Here is a 14,796-nt window from a genome sequence, read left to right on the forward strand (position 1 = left end):
ACAGGCGAAAAGCTTGTCAGCCGTTTCTGTACCCATAAAAAAGCAGGGCAACAACAAGCCGCCCTGCCCTTCTAACGTAAAGAAAAAAGAAAAGTCAATCGCCGCAGGCGATACCATAATTCCTCATTCCTCACTCCTAACTCCTCACTACTTCTCCAGCTCAGAGATCTTATCCACTCTCCTCTGATGTCTGCCACCCTCAAACTCCGTTTCAAGGAAAACGTCCACCAGCTCGATAGCCAAGCCTGCACCCAGCACTCTCGCACCAATGCAAAGCACGTTTGCGTCATTATGCGCTCTTGTATACTTAGCAGAGAAATAATCCGAACAGCAAGCCGCTCTTATTCCCTTTATCTTGTTTGCACTCATTGACATTCCAATACCAGTTCCGCATATGAGTATTCCCATTTCGTATTCGCCCGAAGCCACTTTCTCGCAAACTTCCTTTGCCTTGTCAGGATAGTCTACTTTTTCTCCTGCCTGAATACCAAAATCAGTGTATTCCACACCCTTTTCGTCCAAATGTGCCAATATCTCCGCCTTAAGCTCAGGACCTGCATGGTCGCAGCCAATAGCAATTTTCATTTTAATTTCCTCCTATTTATCCCTATGTGCCTTATCCTTTTCCGCCTTTGTAGCCTGCAAATATGATACCTCCAGCCTGTCCGCCGAAACCATTATCTCAGGCTGAGCCTCCACCGCAAGACACAGTGACGAAGCCCTCTGCAGCCTGTTCACATAGCTTGCAAGCTGAACATTTTCGTTGTCAGCGAAATATTTCGCATTTATCTCTGCCGCACAGTCGCCCACAAGCATTGTCTTTTCAGAAAACTCTCCCGAAAAAACTTCCTCCTCAGGGCAAACTCTGTCAGCGGATATCCTCGTGACAACGCCGTTTTTGCACTGAAACTCGCCTGCGTAAACTATCTTAGGCCTTGCCCTCATAACAGAAATTATACTGCCCTCAAAACCTATGCAGTTGTAAGCCAGCGAAAGCAGAGTAGAAACTCCTGCGCTTTTTAAGCTCTCACAGCCAAAGCACATTCCCTTTACAGCCGCCACGCCTATCCTAAGTCCCGTGTAAGACCCCGGACCCTTTGCAATAGCCGCACAATCAAGGTCAGTATAAGTAATCCCTGTTTCCTCTAGTGCCTGCTTCACCATAGGCAATATCACCTGGGAATGAGTGAGCTTTGTGTATACAGATTTCTCCCAAAGAAGCTTCTCTCCGTCCGTCACCGCCACTGAAGCGACCTTTCCGCTCGTGTCAATAGCTAATATCTTCAAATCTATCATCTCCCTCAGGTGCAGTTATGCTTATCTCCCTGCTGTCCTCGTCAATGCGCTGAATATCTATCCTCAAAGCGTCCTCAGGAAGCTCCTCAGCAATATTCTCCGACCATTCCACCGCAAGCACAGTGTCTTCGTCCATGTAGTCAAAAAAGCCTGTAGTTTCCAGATCGTCCGCTGAATTTATGCGATACATATCAAAGTGTATAAGGCTGAGCCTGTCACCTCGGTATTCGTTCACCAGTGCGAACGTAGGCGAAGTCACCTCGTCGCCAAGTCCCATTCCAATGGAGATCCCCCTGGTAATAGTAGTCTTTCCTGCACCAAGACCGCCGCTGTAAGCGATAAGATCGCCGCCTTTCAGCCGTCTACCTATCTCCTCACCCAAAGCGATAGTTTCCGCCGCAGATGATGTTTTGTATACCTTTGTCAACCTATCACCTCATTTGACCGTCATCTTCCGTGTAGCCCACAATAAAAAGGCTGTTTTTATTCATAAGCTGATAAATGCTCTCCACCTCTGTCTTGTCCGCCGCTGAATTGTAGCAGTTGTAAACATACAGCCTGCCCTCCTCTTTAACAGCGAAAACCGTGTGGATACCGCTGAAAATATTCAACCCGATATGGTAAGAAACTATCACAGGCTTGCCCTCTTCAACAGCCGCCTGAGCCTCCTCAGCTTTATAAAATCTTTTGTATCCAACTCCCATTGCCTTAAAAAGACCGCTTATTTTCCTAGGGTTAGACCCCAGCGAGCCGTCCGCCGCAATAAGAGCATTCTTTTCAAAATCATAAGCAAGCTTTGCCATGTCAGGCTCAAAGCCCTCGTATGTGAGATAATTATAAGCCGCAATGACCTCACAGCCTACCCCTGCGAACCTGTTTTCGCCAAGCATCAGATCGCACACAGGGGGATTTTCCTGCCCATACCCCACAAAGCCCTCTATCTTTATGCCCTTGTTGTGAGCATAATTTTCCGCAGTCCTGCCGCTGTCAGTTTCCTTATAAGTGTCCTCAAAAAGCCGCCACTTCATATCGTCCTCCGAGCTGTCGCCCTGAATACCGCTCTCATCACCGACCTGCGAGCTTTCGTCAACTTCCATGCTGTCACTATCCACCACAAAGCTTTCCGCAGTAGTGGTAAAAGCCGAATCATTGAGCCTTTCACTGTCCGCCTTGTTTCCGCATGAACTGAGCATTATCCCGAGAAGCAGCACGACCGCAAGAATTTTCATCACAGCTCACCCTTATCCTTGAAGTAGTTTAGCATAAGATCCACCATTCTGCCGTAAGACTGCTTGCCGTCCTCAACGCCGTTGAGCTTCAGAGATTTTTCCATTGCCTTGTCAGATATCTCCCCCACTGCCTCGCTGTCGAAAACAGTGTCCTTAGCCTCGTCAACGCTCCGCCAGTAGTCCCAGTTTGCTTCCATATCAGCCCACACCTCGTCGCAGATAGAGCTGTCAAATTCTATCTTCTTATCGTCAGAAGCGTAGTCAAAAATCTTGTTTCTAACCTCGCCAAGCGCCGCCAGATAGCCCGAATAGCGGTAATCAGCATTGTCCGATCTGTCGCACGCCATAAAGGCAATAAAGTTCGCCTCGTCCTCCTGAATGTAGCCTTTCGTATGAGCAAGCTCATGACAAATGGTGTCAGGAAGCTTCGCCTTATACATATCCTGATTGTAGTTAGCCTCCATAGAGAACGGGAAATAGATGCCCATAAGGTCCATTTGGCTCATAAAGAACGAGCATTTTATAGCTTTCGGAGTGACATAAAATCCCCCGAGGTTTTTAAATTCGCTTCCAAGCCCACGCATGGCCTCCTGAGCCGTCTTGTCAAGGTCAGCAGTCAGCACGAATTTTCCCTCGCTGTCACGCTCCACCTCTTTGCTAAGCGCATTTATCTCCGTAACAAGCTTGTTGCCAAGTGCTTCAAGCTCCGTCCTAGTGTGCTGTTCCGTAGGTATGCCGTTAAGTTCCGCAAAGCTTGAACAATGATAAAGCACGAAGCAGTTAAAGGTCTGCACCGTCACCACAAAAGTGACTATCCACATATAAACAAGCCCGAAAATTTTCGCAGTTTTCTTTCTCTTGCCTTTTCTGACTATCACAAGCACCAGCATAGCCACCAGCGAAAGCGGAATACCGAAAACCGCTACCGCAATAAGCAGTTCCCCGAAAGAAAACGGCAACAGCGAAGTGAGCCTGCCATATGTATTTTTCCAAATTGGAAAAATGTGAGCCGTATACCAGTCGCAGAACGCCGTACTTTTCCAGGCGACCACGTTCAGCACCACGCTGACTGCCACAAGGCAAACACAGGCAATGACCTGCCAAGAGAGATGTTTTTTCTTGCCGTTCTCAGGCATTTCCACACTTTCCGCACTCTTTTTCACCGCTGTATCTGTCACTGCCGCTCACCTCGGTTCATGTATTTTACTCTGCTATCTCAACACGCCTGTTTACCCGACTTATTATCTGCTTACCTACAAATTATCTTATCGCACAAATCGTGTAGGGGCGAACAGCGTTCACTCGTCTTGGTCGCCTACATGGTTTGTATAAATTCAAACCTCGTCGCTCCCAAAAACGGGACGTCAAGGGCGCCGTCCCCTACATTTGCCACGCCGCAAAATCGCTCCGCTCGGTATTTACTCTATCAAAGTGACTTGTTCGGTCGGCTATGCCAATTCCTCACTCCTCACTTAAACGGCTTAGAACAATCCGTAGATATTGCCCTCATTATCGCAATCGATATTATAAGCCGCAGGCTTCTTAGGCAGACCGGGCATTGTCATAATATCGCCCGTATAAGCTACCACAAATCCTGCACCGGCTGAAAGCCTTACATCTCTTACTGTTATCTCATAATTCTCAGGCTTGCCAAGCTTTGTCGGGTCGTCAGACAGTGAATACTGCGTCTTAGCCACGCAAACAGGGATATCCCCGAATCCCAGCTCAGTGATCTCCTTTATAGCCTTTTCAGCCTGTTTTGTATAGATCACTCCGTTTGCACGGTATATCTCTTTCGCAAGTATATCAAGCTTATCCTTGATAGGGAGCTTCTCGTCATAAAGCGGCTTGAACTCAGACGGCTTTGTTTCAATAGTCTTGCAAACCTTTTCCGCAAGGTCGATACCGCCCTCAGAGCCTTTTGCAAAAATCTCAGCAAGTGAGAACTCAACACCCATTTCACCGCAAACTTTCTCGATAACAGCCAGCTCAGCCTCAGTATCAGTATGGAATCTATTTATAGCCACCACTACAGGCACACCGAACTTGTGCATATTCTCAATATGAGTTTTCAGGTTTACGATACCCTTTTCGAGAGCCTCAACATTTTCGTTAGTAAGCTCAGTTTTCGGAACACCGCCATTGTATTTCAATGCCCTTACAGTAGCCACCAGAACTACGCAACTTGGTTTAAGACCAGCGTATCTGCACTTGATATCAAAGAATTTCTCAGCGCCAAGGTCAGAGCCGAAGCCAGCCTCAGTGATAGTGTAGTCAGCAAGCTTCAAAGCAAGCTTTGTGGCTCTTACTGAGTTACAGCCGTGAGCGATGTTAGCGAATGGACCGCCATGGATAAGAGCAGGATTGTTCTCAAGCGTCTGAACAAGGTTAGGCTTCAAAGCGTCTTTCAGCAAAGCAGTCATAGCACCGCAACCGCCTATATCCTTAGCATAAACAGGCTTTCCGTCAGTTGTGTAAGCAACGAGTATCTTCTCAATTCTAGCCTTAAGGTCAGCCAGATCGGAAGCGAGGCAAAGAATAGCCATTATCTCAGAAGCGACAGTTATCTGGAAAGAATCCTCTCTAGGAATACCATTCACCTTTGAGCCAAGACCGATAACGATATCTCTCAGTGCTCTGTCATTCATGTCAAGGCAACGCTTGAAAAGTATCCTTCTCTGGTCAATGTGAAGCTCATTTCCCTGCTGCATATGGTTGTCGATAAGGGCGCAGAGCAGGTTGTTAGCCGCAGTTATAGCGTGCATATCTCCTGTGAAGTGCAAATTGATGTCTTCCATAGGAACGACCTGAGCGTATCCGCCGCCAGCCGCACCGCCCTTGATACCAAAAACAGGACCAAGTGAAGGCTCTCTCAGAGCGAGCATAGCTTTCTTGCCTATCTTGTTCATAGACTCAGCCAATCCAACAGAAATAGTGGTCTTGCCCTCTCCTGCAGGCGTAGGGTTTATAGCGGTAACAAGAATAAGCTTACCATCTGGATCATTTTTAGTTTTAGCATAAAGCGACTCAGAAAGCTTAGCCTTGTAGTGACCATAAGGCTCATATTCATCTTCTGAGATGCCGAGCTTAGCAGCGACCTCCCCAATTTTGAGCATTTTCGCCTGCTTTGCGATTTCGATATCTGACAGCATTTAGATCAAGTCCTTTCGGAAAAATTTTTAGTATATCGGTAAAGACCCATATAAAATATCATACGCTATATATTATATCACATATCCGTGATGATTTCAATATTTCATATGTAAACAAACTATATAAACCGACACATTTCCGAACATCGCCCCACAAAAAGAGCCGCCCCGCATTCCGCAGGACGGCTCAAAATAACTATAAGAATTATTTCTGAATATCGTTATCGTTAAATGGATCTCCACATTCTGGGCAGAACTTAGGAGGATTTTTCGGATCTTCAGGTTCCCAGCCGCACTTGTCACACTTGTAAAGCGGCTCTGATGCAGGCTTTGGCTTTCCGCACTCAGCGCAGAACTTGCCCTTGTTCACTGCTCCGCATGAGCAAGTCCAGCCTACCGGCTGCTCTGGCTTTGGCGAACCGCAGTTTGCACAGAACTTTCCTGTGTTCTCTGTGCCGCATGAACACTTCCAGCTGTCTGCTGCCGGCTTTGGCTCAGGCTTAGGCTGTCCGCAGTTAGCACAGAATTTTCCTGTGTTTGTTGTTCCGCAAGCACAAGTCCAGCCGTTCTCAGGTGCAGCCTGTGTTGGTGCAGCTGCTGGAGCTGCCTGCTGTGGAGCTGCCTGTGCAGCCTGCTGATTCATCATGTTCTGCTGCATCTGCTGCTGATACATAGTCGCGTCCATTGGCTGACCCATCATGCCGCCTGCCATGCCCATGCCCATAAAGCCTGCCATAACACCGTTTGAGTTGCTTGCCGCTGCCTCTCTTGCCTTGTTGATAGACATTCTGTCCATAGCATAGAGCATTGAAGGATCACTTCCAACAGTTTTTGCCTCCTGGAATTTTGCGATTCTCTGCTTTGACTCTTCGTCCACGTTCAGCTCAATAGAAAGGCTTGTTACCTTAACACCCTTTGTAGCCCACTTTTCTTCAAGCTCTGCATTCATTGCTTCAGCAAGCTCATCAGGATAAAGACCAAGCTGATCGTATGGTATTTTCTGAGCGGATATCCTTGTAAGAGCCTTCTGGAACTTAGGTGTCATGTCAGCCTTAAGCTGGCCGAGAACTGCCACGCCGTCAGGGCTGTCAACAGTAAGTACCTTATTTACGTTCTGAACAACGTTCTCATAGAAGTTCATAGGGTTTACGATCTGAAGTTCATACTGACCATGACCCTGTGCGTTAAGAGTGAGGTTCATCTCGCCATCTCTGAAAGGTATCTTGCCGAAACCGATCTTGTTTCCAGGCAGAGGTCTGAGGTTTATGTAGATAAGACGCATTGTGTTCATAGCCTGACCACCTGCTGTAAATCTTCTGCCTATCTCCTTGATAGAAGCGCCAAGGTCACCCCAGCCGCCGCCAAGAAGTGACGGAGATACAGTTGAATCATACTTATACTGACCAGCTGTTTCCTGTGTACCGATAACAAAATCGTGTACTCTGCCGTTCTCGATAAGAAGAGCCGCCTGATTTACCGCAACGTCAAAGCGTGAACCGTTTGAGATAACGCCCTCTGTGCCGTTGTTCACAGTCTTTCCTCTCTTAACAAGAGTAGCCGGCTGGCAGAGTATCTTGGTTGACATATCCTCACATCTGAAGTACTCTACTACCTGATCGGCAAATGTTGAGCCGACTGCTGATGTAAACATCTTAATAAGTCCCATAGTTAAATTCCTTTCGTTGTCTGTATTATTTCACCCCAAGGGGTTTTAAACTTGTCTATCTCAGCATGGATATCCTGCTGACTTTCCATGTGCGCTCTACAGAGCTGTGTATCTCAGAACCGCAGTAAGGACAAACCGAGCCTGCGGTGTCCACAGGCGCTCCGCAGAACTGACATATAAGGCTGGCGTTTTCGCCCTCTATCCCCATTGAAAGATAGTATGAATAATCCGCCTCATAAATGTGCTGTGCCTTTATCCCGTTGAGCTTGTATTCAAGAGATACCTGAAACTTTGCCGTTGCAGCGTCATGATCTCTATGATAAGACGCCACCTGCGACTTGTGGATATGTATATCGTCATAATGCTTTGGCGTAACCGTTGACAAGTTGTCTTTTGCCATCGTGGCTGCTCTCTGCTTGAACGCTTCAGTACAGTATTCAAGCTGATTCTCGCTTGCTTCTCCGTTTATAACAAGAAAATATTTCATCACAGTGTTTTCCACTATGCTCCTTGCTATATTTTCATCATAGTCAGGAAAATCTCTCTTTATGTTGTTCACCACATTAGGATCAACATAAGTAAACTGCATGGCATTGTTCTGTCTTTCCTCAGTTGCGTCATTTATGGTCCTTAGCAGGTCGTTGGCACGGCTCAGTTGTCTGCCAATGGTGTTCGATACCGCTTTTTTCACAGAATATATCACCGCTATACCACCGCCTATGGCGACCGCTATAACTATTATTTTTATTATAAGTGCCGTTGATATTTCAGGCATTTAGCTGATACCCCCTACTAGAATATTCCCATTATCTGAAGTATAGCTCCGATAATATATCCGCCCACGCCCCCAAGAAGCGAGTAAGCCACAAGCTTTCCCTTGCTTATAGGCAGATTTCCGATAAATTTACCTGTCTGACCATTCATTGCAAAGAAATAAGGCTTATCCTGATAGGTTGTATACAAAAGCCATGTTGGAAGCATAGCGTATTTAACGTCCTTTATCTCGGTGTGCTTTTCATATGACTGAACGTTTACGCTGTTGTAGTTACAAGTATTTCTAAGTTCGTCACGAGTTGTGTTCTCGATACGTTCTTTAGCCCTGGGCAGGCACTTATCCTTATCATCATCATATCTTTCTGCAAGATATCCCGAAAGATAACCCGGGTTGAACGCTGTCATTTCCGAGTAATCAAAAGGCTCGATAGAGTCCATAGCGTCATCGTCAGTCTTTGAAGAAGCGTCCACAGGAACAGCTTTGAAATCGAGGTTTCCGTTTCTGTAAACTGAATAATACTTTTTCTCAGTGTATCTGTAATTTCCCGAAGTCCATGTTCTTGTGTTTATACCCTCCGCAGTAATAGAGCCTTCGCAGTTTCCTGAATAGAGCCAAAACGGGATATAAACGCCCTGCATCTTGTCCACTACCCTATCGCAGTTGAAATCTTTCGGTGTAAGAGGCTTATTGCTGAATTTTTTAAAAGCGTCCATTACCTGAGTTTTCGGCACTTTGAAAGGTATAACATAGTCAGGGGAGAAATTGTCTATTATCTGCTCTCCCATTATTACCGCATTTCCACAGTAAACGCAAACTGTTGCTGCAGTTGAGCGGTCGGTGATTATCTCCGCTCCGCAGTGCGAGCAGGTGTATTTTACAAGGTCGCTTCCTACTGTGCCATCATTAGAAGTCTTATACTCGTCCTTATCGACCTCTTCATGCTTTTCAACGTTATCCTTGTTCAGCTCTTCAGCCTTTTTAGCGTCACCGCCTGCTTCTTCAAGGTCTTTTAAAGTAAACTGTCCGTCGCAGTATTCACATGCCCAGCAGTTTTTGTCAGCACTCCAGAAAAGCTCCGCTCCGCAGTTAGGGCATTTATAAGAAATATTAACAGCCATTTTCCGTACCCCCTATCAATCGTCTTTTATCTTAGTCTTATCAGTGGTGGTACGCAGATAGGTGTCGTTACGCCCATTGAGTTTAAGATTACTCTTTATGTATTTATCTGCCTTGGTAGCTTTCTGTTTTGTGCGGCTCATTGAAACAAGCACAAAGCCTGTTATAAGTCCTCCCGGTACAGCAAAGCACATACTTGTTCCCACGCTCACACTGCTGTCGGCATATGCCATGACAGGGGTGAAAAACAAATTGCAGGAAATAAGTGCAAAGCCTAATGTGCGGTATAGCTTTTTCAACATTTTTTCTCCTCCCAACTCCATATTTTACATAAAACTAAAATATGTTCACATATATTTATGATAGCAGAAAACGCTTTTCATGTCAAGAAATATGTCATACAACGTTCAAAAAAAGTTCTTTTTTGTCCATTTGAACATATTTTTATACCTTTCATTGGTGTTTTTAACGATTGACAGCCGTTCTGTCAGGAATCAGCGTTATTCAGCGGTTTTCTGCTCGTCAAGGTCAAGAGATATCAGAGGGTTTGCGTCATTAGCCACCTTAGGCAAAACACCGTCCCACTTATCGATGGTCTGATACTTTATAAGCTCGTTTGAAAGAGATTCAGAGATAGTCTTGTTGGCTTCTGCCTGAGCTTCAGCCTTGGTCTTTATGGAAGTTGCCTCAGCGTCTGCGGCAATAACCTTTTTCTTAGCCTCCGCCTCAGCTACAACTATAGCCTGCTCCTGCTCGGTCTTTGTTTTCAAAAGATTCTGCTCTGCTACCTGCTTTGCCTCTATGGCTTCATTAAATTCAGATGAGAAATCAAAATTCACAATGTTGAATTTCTCTATCTCGATACCATATTCATCCACCTTTGAAACGAGCTGTGCCTTTATTTCCTCGCCCACCTGCGCTCTGTCAGTGATAAGCTGTTCAGCCGTATATTTTGCACATACCGACTTCATACATTCCTGCACTGTTGGCATAAGGATAACGTTCTCGTAATCTGAGCCGATATTCTTGAAAATGCTTGCAGAAGAAGCCGACTTTATTCGGAAGTTCACCGCTATGGTAGAGTTCACAGTCTGCAAGTCCTTTGAAACTGCGTCAGCGTCAGCCTGATAAACTTGTATCTTGTTTGACACTGTTGTTACACGCTGTGCAAAAGGCACTTTCAGATGCAATCCCTCGTTGAGTGCAGTGTCTGATACCTTGCCGAAGGTCGTCACAACGCCCGTACAGCCTGCCGGAACTATGGATACAGAGGATACGACCACTATTATAGCCGCAACTGCCGCCGCACAAATGCCAACGATCTTTCCTGTTTTTCTTGTTGAAATGTCAATGACCTTTTCTTTGCTCATGATTTTTTCCTTTCGTATAAAACAAAGTCTTTCGACTTGCCGTTTAACCAAAGGCTTTCTGTCCTTTGGTTTAATATGATTATATCATAAGCCTTACAAATTAGCAAAGTCCGACAAAGTTCGGGGAAGTCAGCGGAAGTCAGCAGTGAACAGATTTTTTGATTTAGCTCACTGTATCTCTTGCAATCTCACCTATTCTCGCCCGTTCAAATCCGCTCGTTATTTATGGGTGAAAAAATTCGGCACAGGTCTATAGCCATATTTCAATATATGTAAAAGTTAATATGTTTATATCATTGTCTGCAAAAAGGCATAAAAAAATCGGACTCATTTTACTGCGTCCGAATTTTTTATAATGTATTGATGAAAGAGCGGGCGACCCAAGGTCGCCCCTACAGATAGGTTTGTTAACTCTTTTTCTTTGCACTGGATTTTACCGCTGTGAAACTCCACACAAGTCCAGCCGCGATCCAGAAGTATGGTGATGATGTAACAGAACTTATGTTGAAAAACGCCTGTATCAGATAGCAAAGAACTGCCGCTGATACTGCACAGCCCGTCCAGCTGTTTTTGTCTTTCATAAAGCCTGCTACGAGCTTGCACATTTTTACAATAGTCATAATAAGAAATACTATTGTAAGTGCGAAAATGATGAGTCCTCTTGACTGCAAAAGGTCGATATACTCATTATAAGAGCGGTCTATTATAGCACCCGACTCGAATATCGTTCCCCAGTTGTCTGGACCGGTTCCCCAGATAAGGTTTTGCTCGGCAGTATACATTCCGTCGTCCCACAGATAAGGATATATCCACTGTTCGGTATCATCGCCTCTGCCTGTGCCTGTGATAGAAAGTCTGTCGAAGCTGTCATGGAAGATTATTTTCTCGTCCATAAGTCTGAACTCGTTTGAGGCGAAAAGTCCAGCAAAGATCCCTCCTGCGACTATAAAAGCCACAAGGCAGGCTATAAAAGGCTTCTTATCCTTTGCAAAGCCCGACTTTACAGCGGCAATAATAAGAGATATAACATAAACCGCACCAAGTCCCAAGATAGCAGGGACAACGCAGGCGAGGATATCAGCCGCTGTCATAAGGGCAAGGGAGATAGCATAGAATATCTTTCTTGCCTTTTTATCATCATAGAGCATACCATTAAGTGCAAAGGCAGATATCACTGTAAGCACTGCCGCCAATGCAAAAGGTGTACACAAAAAGCCTGTTGCGATATATTCCTTTGTATAGGTCATACCGCCTGATGAGAAGCCCGAGAATATCTCTTTGAAATAGTTTGGAACTATTTTTGCGGTAGCAGGTATAGCCTGCAAAATTCCCACGATAGCTTCAAATGCGCCTATTCCTACGATAAAGTCTGAAAGCTTTATCCTGCGGTCGTCAGCCGTAACTGTCATTCCTGCGGCAAAAAGTCCCCAATAGCCAAGTATGGTGAGCATACCCTCGGAGCGGTCGAGATAGCCGTAGAAAGATGTGAAGATATCCGCTGAAAGCAAGCAAGATATCACCGACAGAAGCACCACCGCAAGTGGTACGATAAGGCTCTTGTTGTCTTTAAGCTCCACCTGCTTTTTCATGTTGGCAATAAGGAAAATGATAAATCCCACAAAGCCGACCGCAAGCACAGCGGCAGATATAAAGAATATAAATTTTTCGTTTAGATAAAGAGTACGATTGACGCTTTCGTCCATACCGTATTTGATATTCTGTGTGAAATAATACGGAATTGTGATAACGCACAGAACAAGCACAGCAATAATGCTGTAAACTCCGCACAGCTTTTGTGCAGACTCGGCAGACATATTCAGAATAAAATCCGACTTTTCCGAACTGCCGAAAAGGTGCTTTTTACCTTGATTGGTAGTGACCTCTTTTTTCTCTTTTGCTTTTGACATAAAAAATCCCCCAAAAAGCATAGATATTTTATTATTTTATATAATTAAAAAAATCATCGCCGCAGGCGATACCTTAATTCCTCATTCCTCATTCCTAATTCCTCACTAAAAGCGAAGCGGAGTGTGGCGGGGAAATAAAAAAGCAGGCAAACCCTAAAGTCTGCCCGCTGTTTACACAATTTACTTTGCGTATTCGATAGCTCTGCTCTCACGGATAAGATTGACCTTGATCTGTCCCGGATAATCCATTTCAGTTTCGATCCTCTTAGCGATCTCACGAGCAACGAGCACCATTTTTTCATCGTTGATCTTCTCAGGCTGTACCATGATACGAACCTCACGGCCTGCCTGTATAGCAAAGGATTTCTCAACGCCCTCGTAGGACGTGCAGATCTCCTCAAGCTTCTGGAGCCTCTTGATATAGTTCTCATAGTTCTCGCTTCTTGCTCCCGGTCTAGCGGCGCTTATTGCGTCTGCCGCCTGAACAAGTGCCGCAACAACAGTTCTTGTTTCAACGTCGCCATGGTGAGCCTCGATAGCATGAATAACTTCAGGGCTTTCCTTGTACTTCTTACATACGTCAACACCTATCTGAACGTGCGAGCCTTCTATCTCATAGCTGAGAGCCTTTCCTATATCGTGGAGCAGTCCTGCTCTTCTTGCCAGATTTGCGTCAACGCCAAGCTCTGACGCCATCATTCCTGCAAGGTGAGCGACTTCAATAGAGTGGTTAAGCACGTTCTGTCTATAGCTCGTTCTATAGCGCAGACGGCCAAGAAGCTTAACAAGCTCGTGGTTCACGCCGTGAACATTGGTTTCGAGAATAGCTCTCTCGCCCTCCTGCTTGATCTTCAGCTCGACTTCACGCTTAGCCTTTTCTACCATTTCTTCAATGCGTGTAGGGTGTATACGTCCGTCCTGGATAAGCTTTTCAAGTGCGATCCTTGCGACCTCTCTTCTTACCTGATCGAAGCACGAGATGGTGATAGCCTCAGGGGTATCGTCAATGATAAGATCAACGCCTGTGAGAGTTTCGATAGTTCTGATATTTCTTCCCTCACGTCCGATTATCCTGCCCTTCATCTCATCATTAGGCAATGCAACGACTGACACTGCTGATTCAGACACCTGATCAGCGGCACACCTTGAGATAGCAAGCGAGATATACTGTCTAGCCTTAGCCTCACAGTCCTCCTTCACCTGATTTTCAAAGTTTGTGACCCTAACAGCCTTTTCATGCACCAAATCCTCGTCCAGCTTTGAAAGCAGATAATCCTTAGCCTGATCAACAGTGAACTGAGATATCTTTTCAAGCATATCCAGCTGTGACTTCTTGATCCTGTCAGCCTCAGCCACCTTTTCGTCAGCATTTTTCAGCTTGTTCTGGAGAGTTTCTTCCTTTTTCTCCAAATTATCGAGCTTTCTGTCGATAGACTCCTCTTTCTGCTGAACACGTCTTTCCTGTCTGGAAACTTCGATCCTTCTCTCTTTAAGCTCTTTTTCCGTTTCCTGGCGTGACTTGTGGATCTCGTCTTTCGCCTCGATCAATGCCTCTTTTTTCAGAGTTTCAGCGTTTTTCTTTGCGTCGTCAACGATACGCTCCGCTTCCTTTTCCGCAGAGCCTACAGCAGCTTCGGCTGTTTTTTTGCGATAGCTTATACCCTGTTTGAAGCAGATAAATCCGCTCACACCGGCACCAAGAACAAGAGCAACTACACATAGTAGAATAGCAATACCTGGTTCCATGTATAGCTTTCCTCCTTCTTAGAAAGTATGGATATCCATATTTTGTGCGTAAAAAAACGCATGAAAAAAAGATATCCACCTGATATTAAATTGTAAAGATACAAAATTGCAAAATTTATTTTATAAAAAACATCAGAATAATACAAAAAAACTATACTTCATCTTTCAGTTATATAAAAATTATAATGCATAATATTATTGTATAATAAAACTTCTCTGTTGTCAAGAATTTTTTTAGTTAAATCCACAAAATTATATATTTTCTAACAAACCCCTTGACAAGCGGGTGAAGAGGTGTTAAAATGTTAGTCGAAGCAAAAGATAAAGTCTTTTGCAGTTATACTTGAAAGCTTTGACGGGGAAGCCCCTCGGCGAAAGGTCTTTTCAGAGAGCGCCGCACGTTTTTATACGGGCTGTGAGCGGTGCATGACTATGCAGAGTGAGGATACCGCCCCTGAGTGCGTTTAATACACGCCGCAGGCTCAGCGTTAAAGGAGCGGCTAATGAGTTGTGCAGGAAACTGCGCATGAAGTTGGGTG

General features: G+C 45.2%; 13 protein-coding genes. All 13 read right to left on the reverse strand.

Annotated elements, in window-relative coordinates; genetic code table 11:
- Positions 1 to 147 precede the first annotated feature (147 nt).
- Positions 148 to 585 (reverse strand): ribose 5-phosphate isomerase B, encoded by a 438-nt coding sequence (gene rpiB / locus DW015_RS02520; protein ID WP_022287992.1) that lies wholly within the window; start codon positions 583 to 585, stop codon positions 148 to 150.
- 12 nt (positions 586 to 597) lie between these two features.
- Complete coding sequence (tsaB, locus tag DW015_RS02525; RefSeq protein ID WP_117903964.1) at positions 598 to 1,287, reverse strand: tRNA (adenosine(37)-N6)-threonylcarbamoyltransferase complex dimerization subunit type 1 TsaB; 690 nt, start codon at positions 1,285 to 1,287, stop codon at positions 598 to 600.
- On the reverse strand, positions 1,268 to 1,723 hold the full coding sequence (gene tsaE, locus DW015_RS02530) for a tRNA (adenosine(37)-N6)-threonylcarbamoyltransferase complex ATPase subunit type 1 TsaE (RefSeq protein ID WP_022287994.1): 456 nt from the start codon (positions 1,721 to 1,723) through the stop codon (positions 1,268 to 1,270). Before tsaE ends, tsaB begins: the two co-directional genes overlap by 20 nt.
- A gap of 4 nt (positions 1,724 to 1,727) precedes the next feature.
- A complete protein-coding gene (locus DW015_RS02535) occupies positions 1,728 to 2,525 on the reverse strand; it encodes a hypothetical protein (RefSeq protein WP_117903966.1) in 798 nt (265 codons plus the stop codon).
- Positions 2,525 to 3,703: a DUF3810 domain-containing protein gene (locus DW015_RS02540; protein WP_242993200.1), complete on the reverse strand. Its 1,179-nt coding sequence runs from the start codon at positions 3,701 to 3,703 to the stop codon at positions 2,525 to 2,527. Before DW015_RS02540 ends, DW015_RS02535 begins: the two co-directional genes overlap by 1 nt.
- A gap of 303 nt (positions 3,704 to 4,006) precedes the next feature.
- Positions 4,007 to 5,677, reverse strand: coding sequence for a formate--tetrahydrofolate ligase (locus DW015_RS02545; RefSeq protein WP_117903968.1), 1,671 nt, complete (start codon positions 5,675 to 5,677; stop codon positions 4,007 to 4,009).
- A gap of 205 nt (positions 5,678 to 5,882) precedes the next feature.
- A complete protein-coding gene (locus DW015_RS02550) occupies positions 5,883 to 7,343 on the reverse strand; it encodes an SPFH domain-containing protein (protein ID WP_117903969.1) in 1,461 nt (486 codons plus the stop codon).
- Positions 7,344 to 7,398: 55 nt separating this feature from the next.
- Entirely contained in the window at positions 7,399 to 8,118 is a 720-nt protein-coding gene (locus DW015_RS02555; protein ID WP_117903971.1) for a hypothetical protein, read from the reverse strand.
- Positions 8,119 to 8,135: 17 nt separating this feature from the next.
- The gene (locus DW015_RS02560; RefSeq protein WP_117903973.1) at positions 8,136 to 9,236 is read right to left on the reverse strand and encodes a hypothetical protein; all 1,101 of its coding nucleotides are present in this window, start codon (positions 9,234 to 9,236) and stop codon (positions 8,136 to 8,138) included.
- Positions 9,237 to 9,251: 15 nt separating this feature from the next.
- Positions 9,252 to 9,536: a hypothetical protein gene (locus tag DW015_RS02565; RefSeq protein ID WP_117903975.1), complete on the reverse strand. Its 285-nt coding sequence runs from the start codon at positions 9,534 to 9,536 to the stop codon at positions 9,252 to 9,254.
- 198 nt (positions 9,537 to 9,734) lie between these two features.
- The gene (locus DW015_RS02570) at positions 9,735 to 10,604 is read right to left on the reverse strand and encodes a prohibitin family protein (protein WP_051706308.1); all 870 of its coding nucleotides are present in this window, start codon (positions 10,602 to 10,604) and stop codon (positions 9,735 to 9,737) included.
- A 407-nt stretch (positions 10,605 to 11,011) separates the two neighbouring features.
- The gene (locus tag DW015_RS02575) at positions 11,012 to 12,511 is read right to left on the reverse strand and encodes a hypothetical protein (protein WP_117903977.1); all 1,500 of its coding nucleotides are present in this window, start codon (positions 12,509 to 12,511) and stop codon (positions 11,012 to 11,014) included.
- Positions 12,512 to 12,691: 180 nt separating this feature from the next.
- Entirely contained in the window at positions 12,692 to 14,257 is a 1,566-nt protein-coding gene (gene rny, locus DW015_RS02580) for a ribonuclease Y (protein WP_022288004.1), read from the reverse strand.
- Positions 14,258 to 14,796 lie beyond the last annotated feature (539 nt).

The organism is Ruminococcus sp. AF37-20, assembly GCF_003460465.1.
In the GTDB taxonomy this organism is placed as follows: Bacteria; Bacillota; Clostridia; order Oscillospirales; family Ruminococcaceae; genus Hominimerdicola; species Hominimerdicola aceti.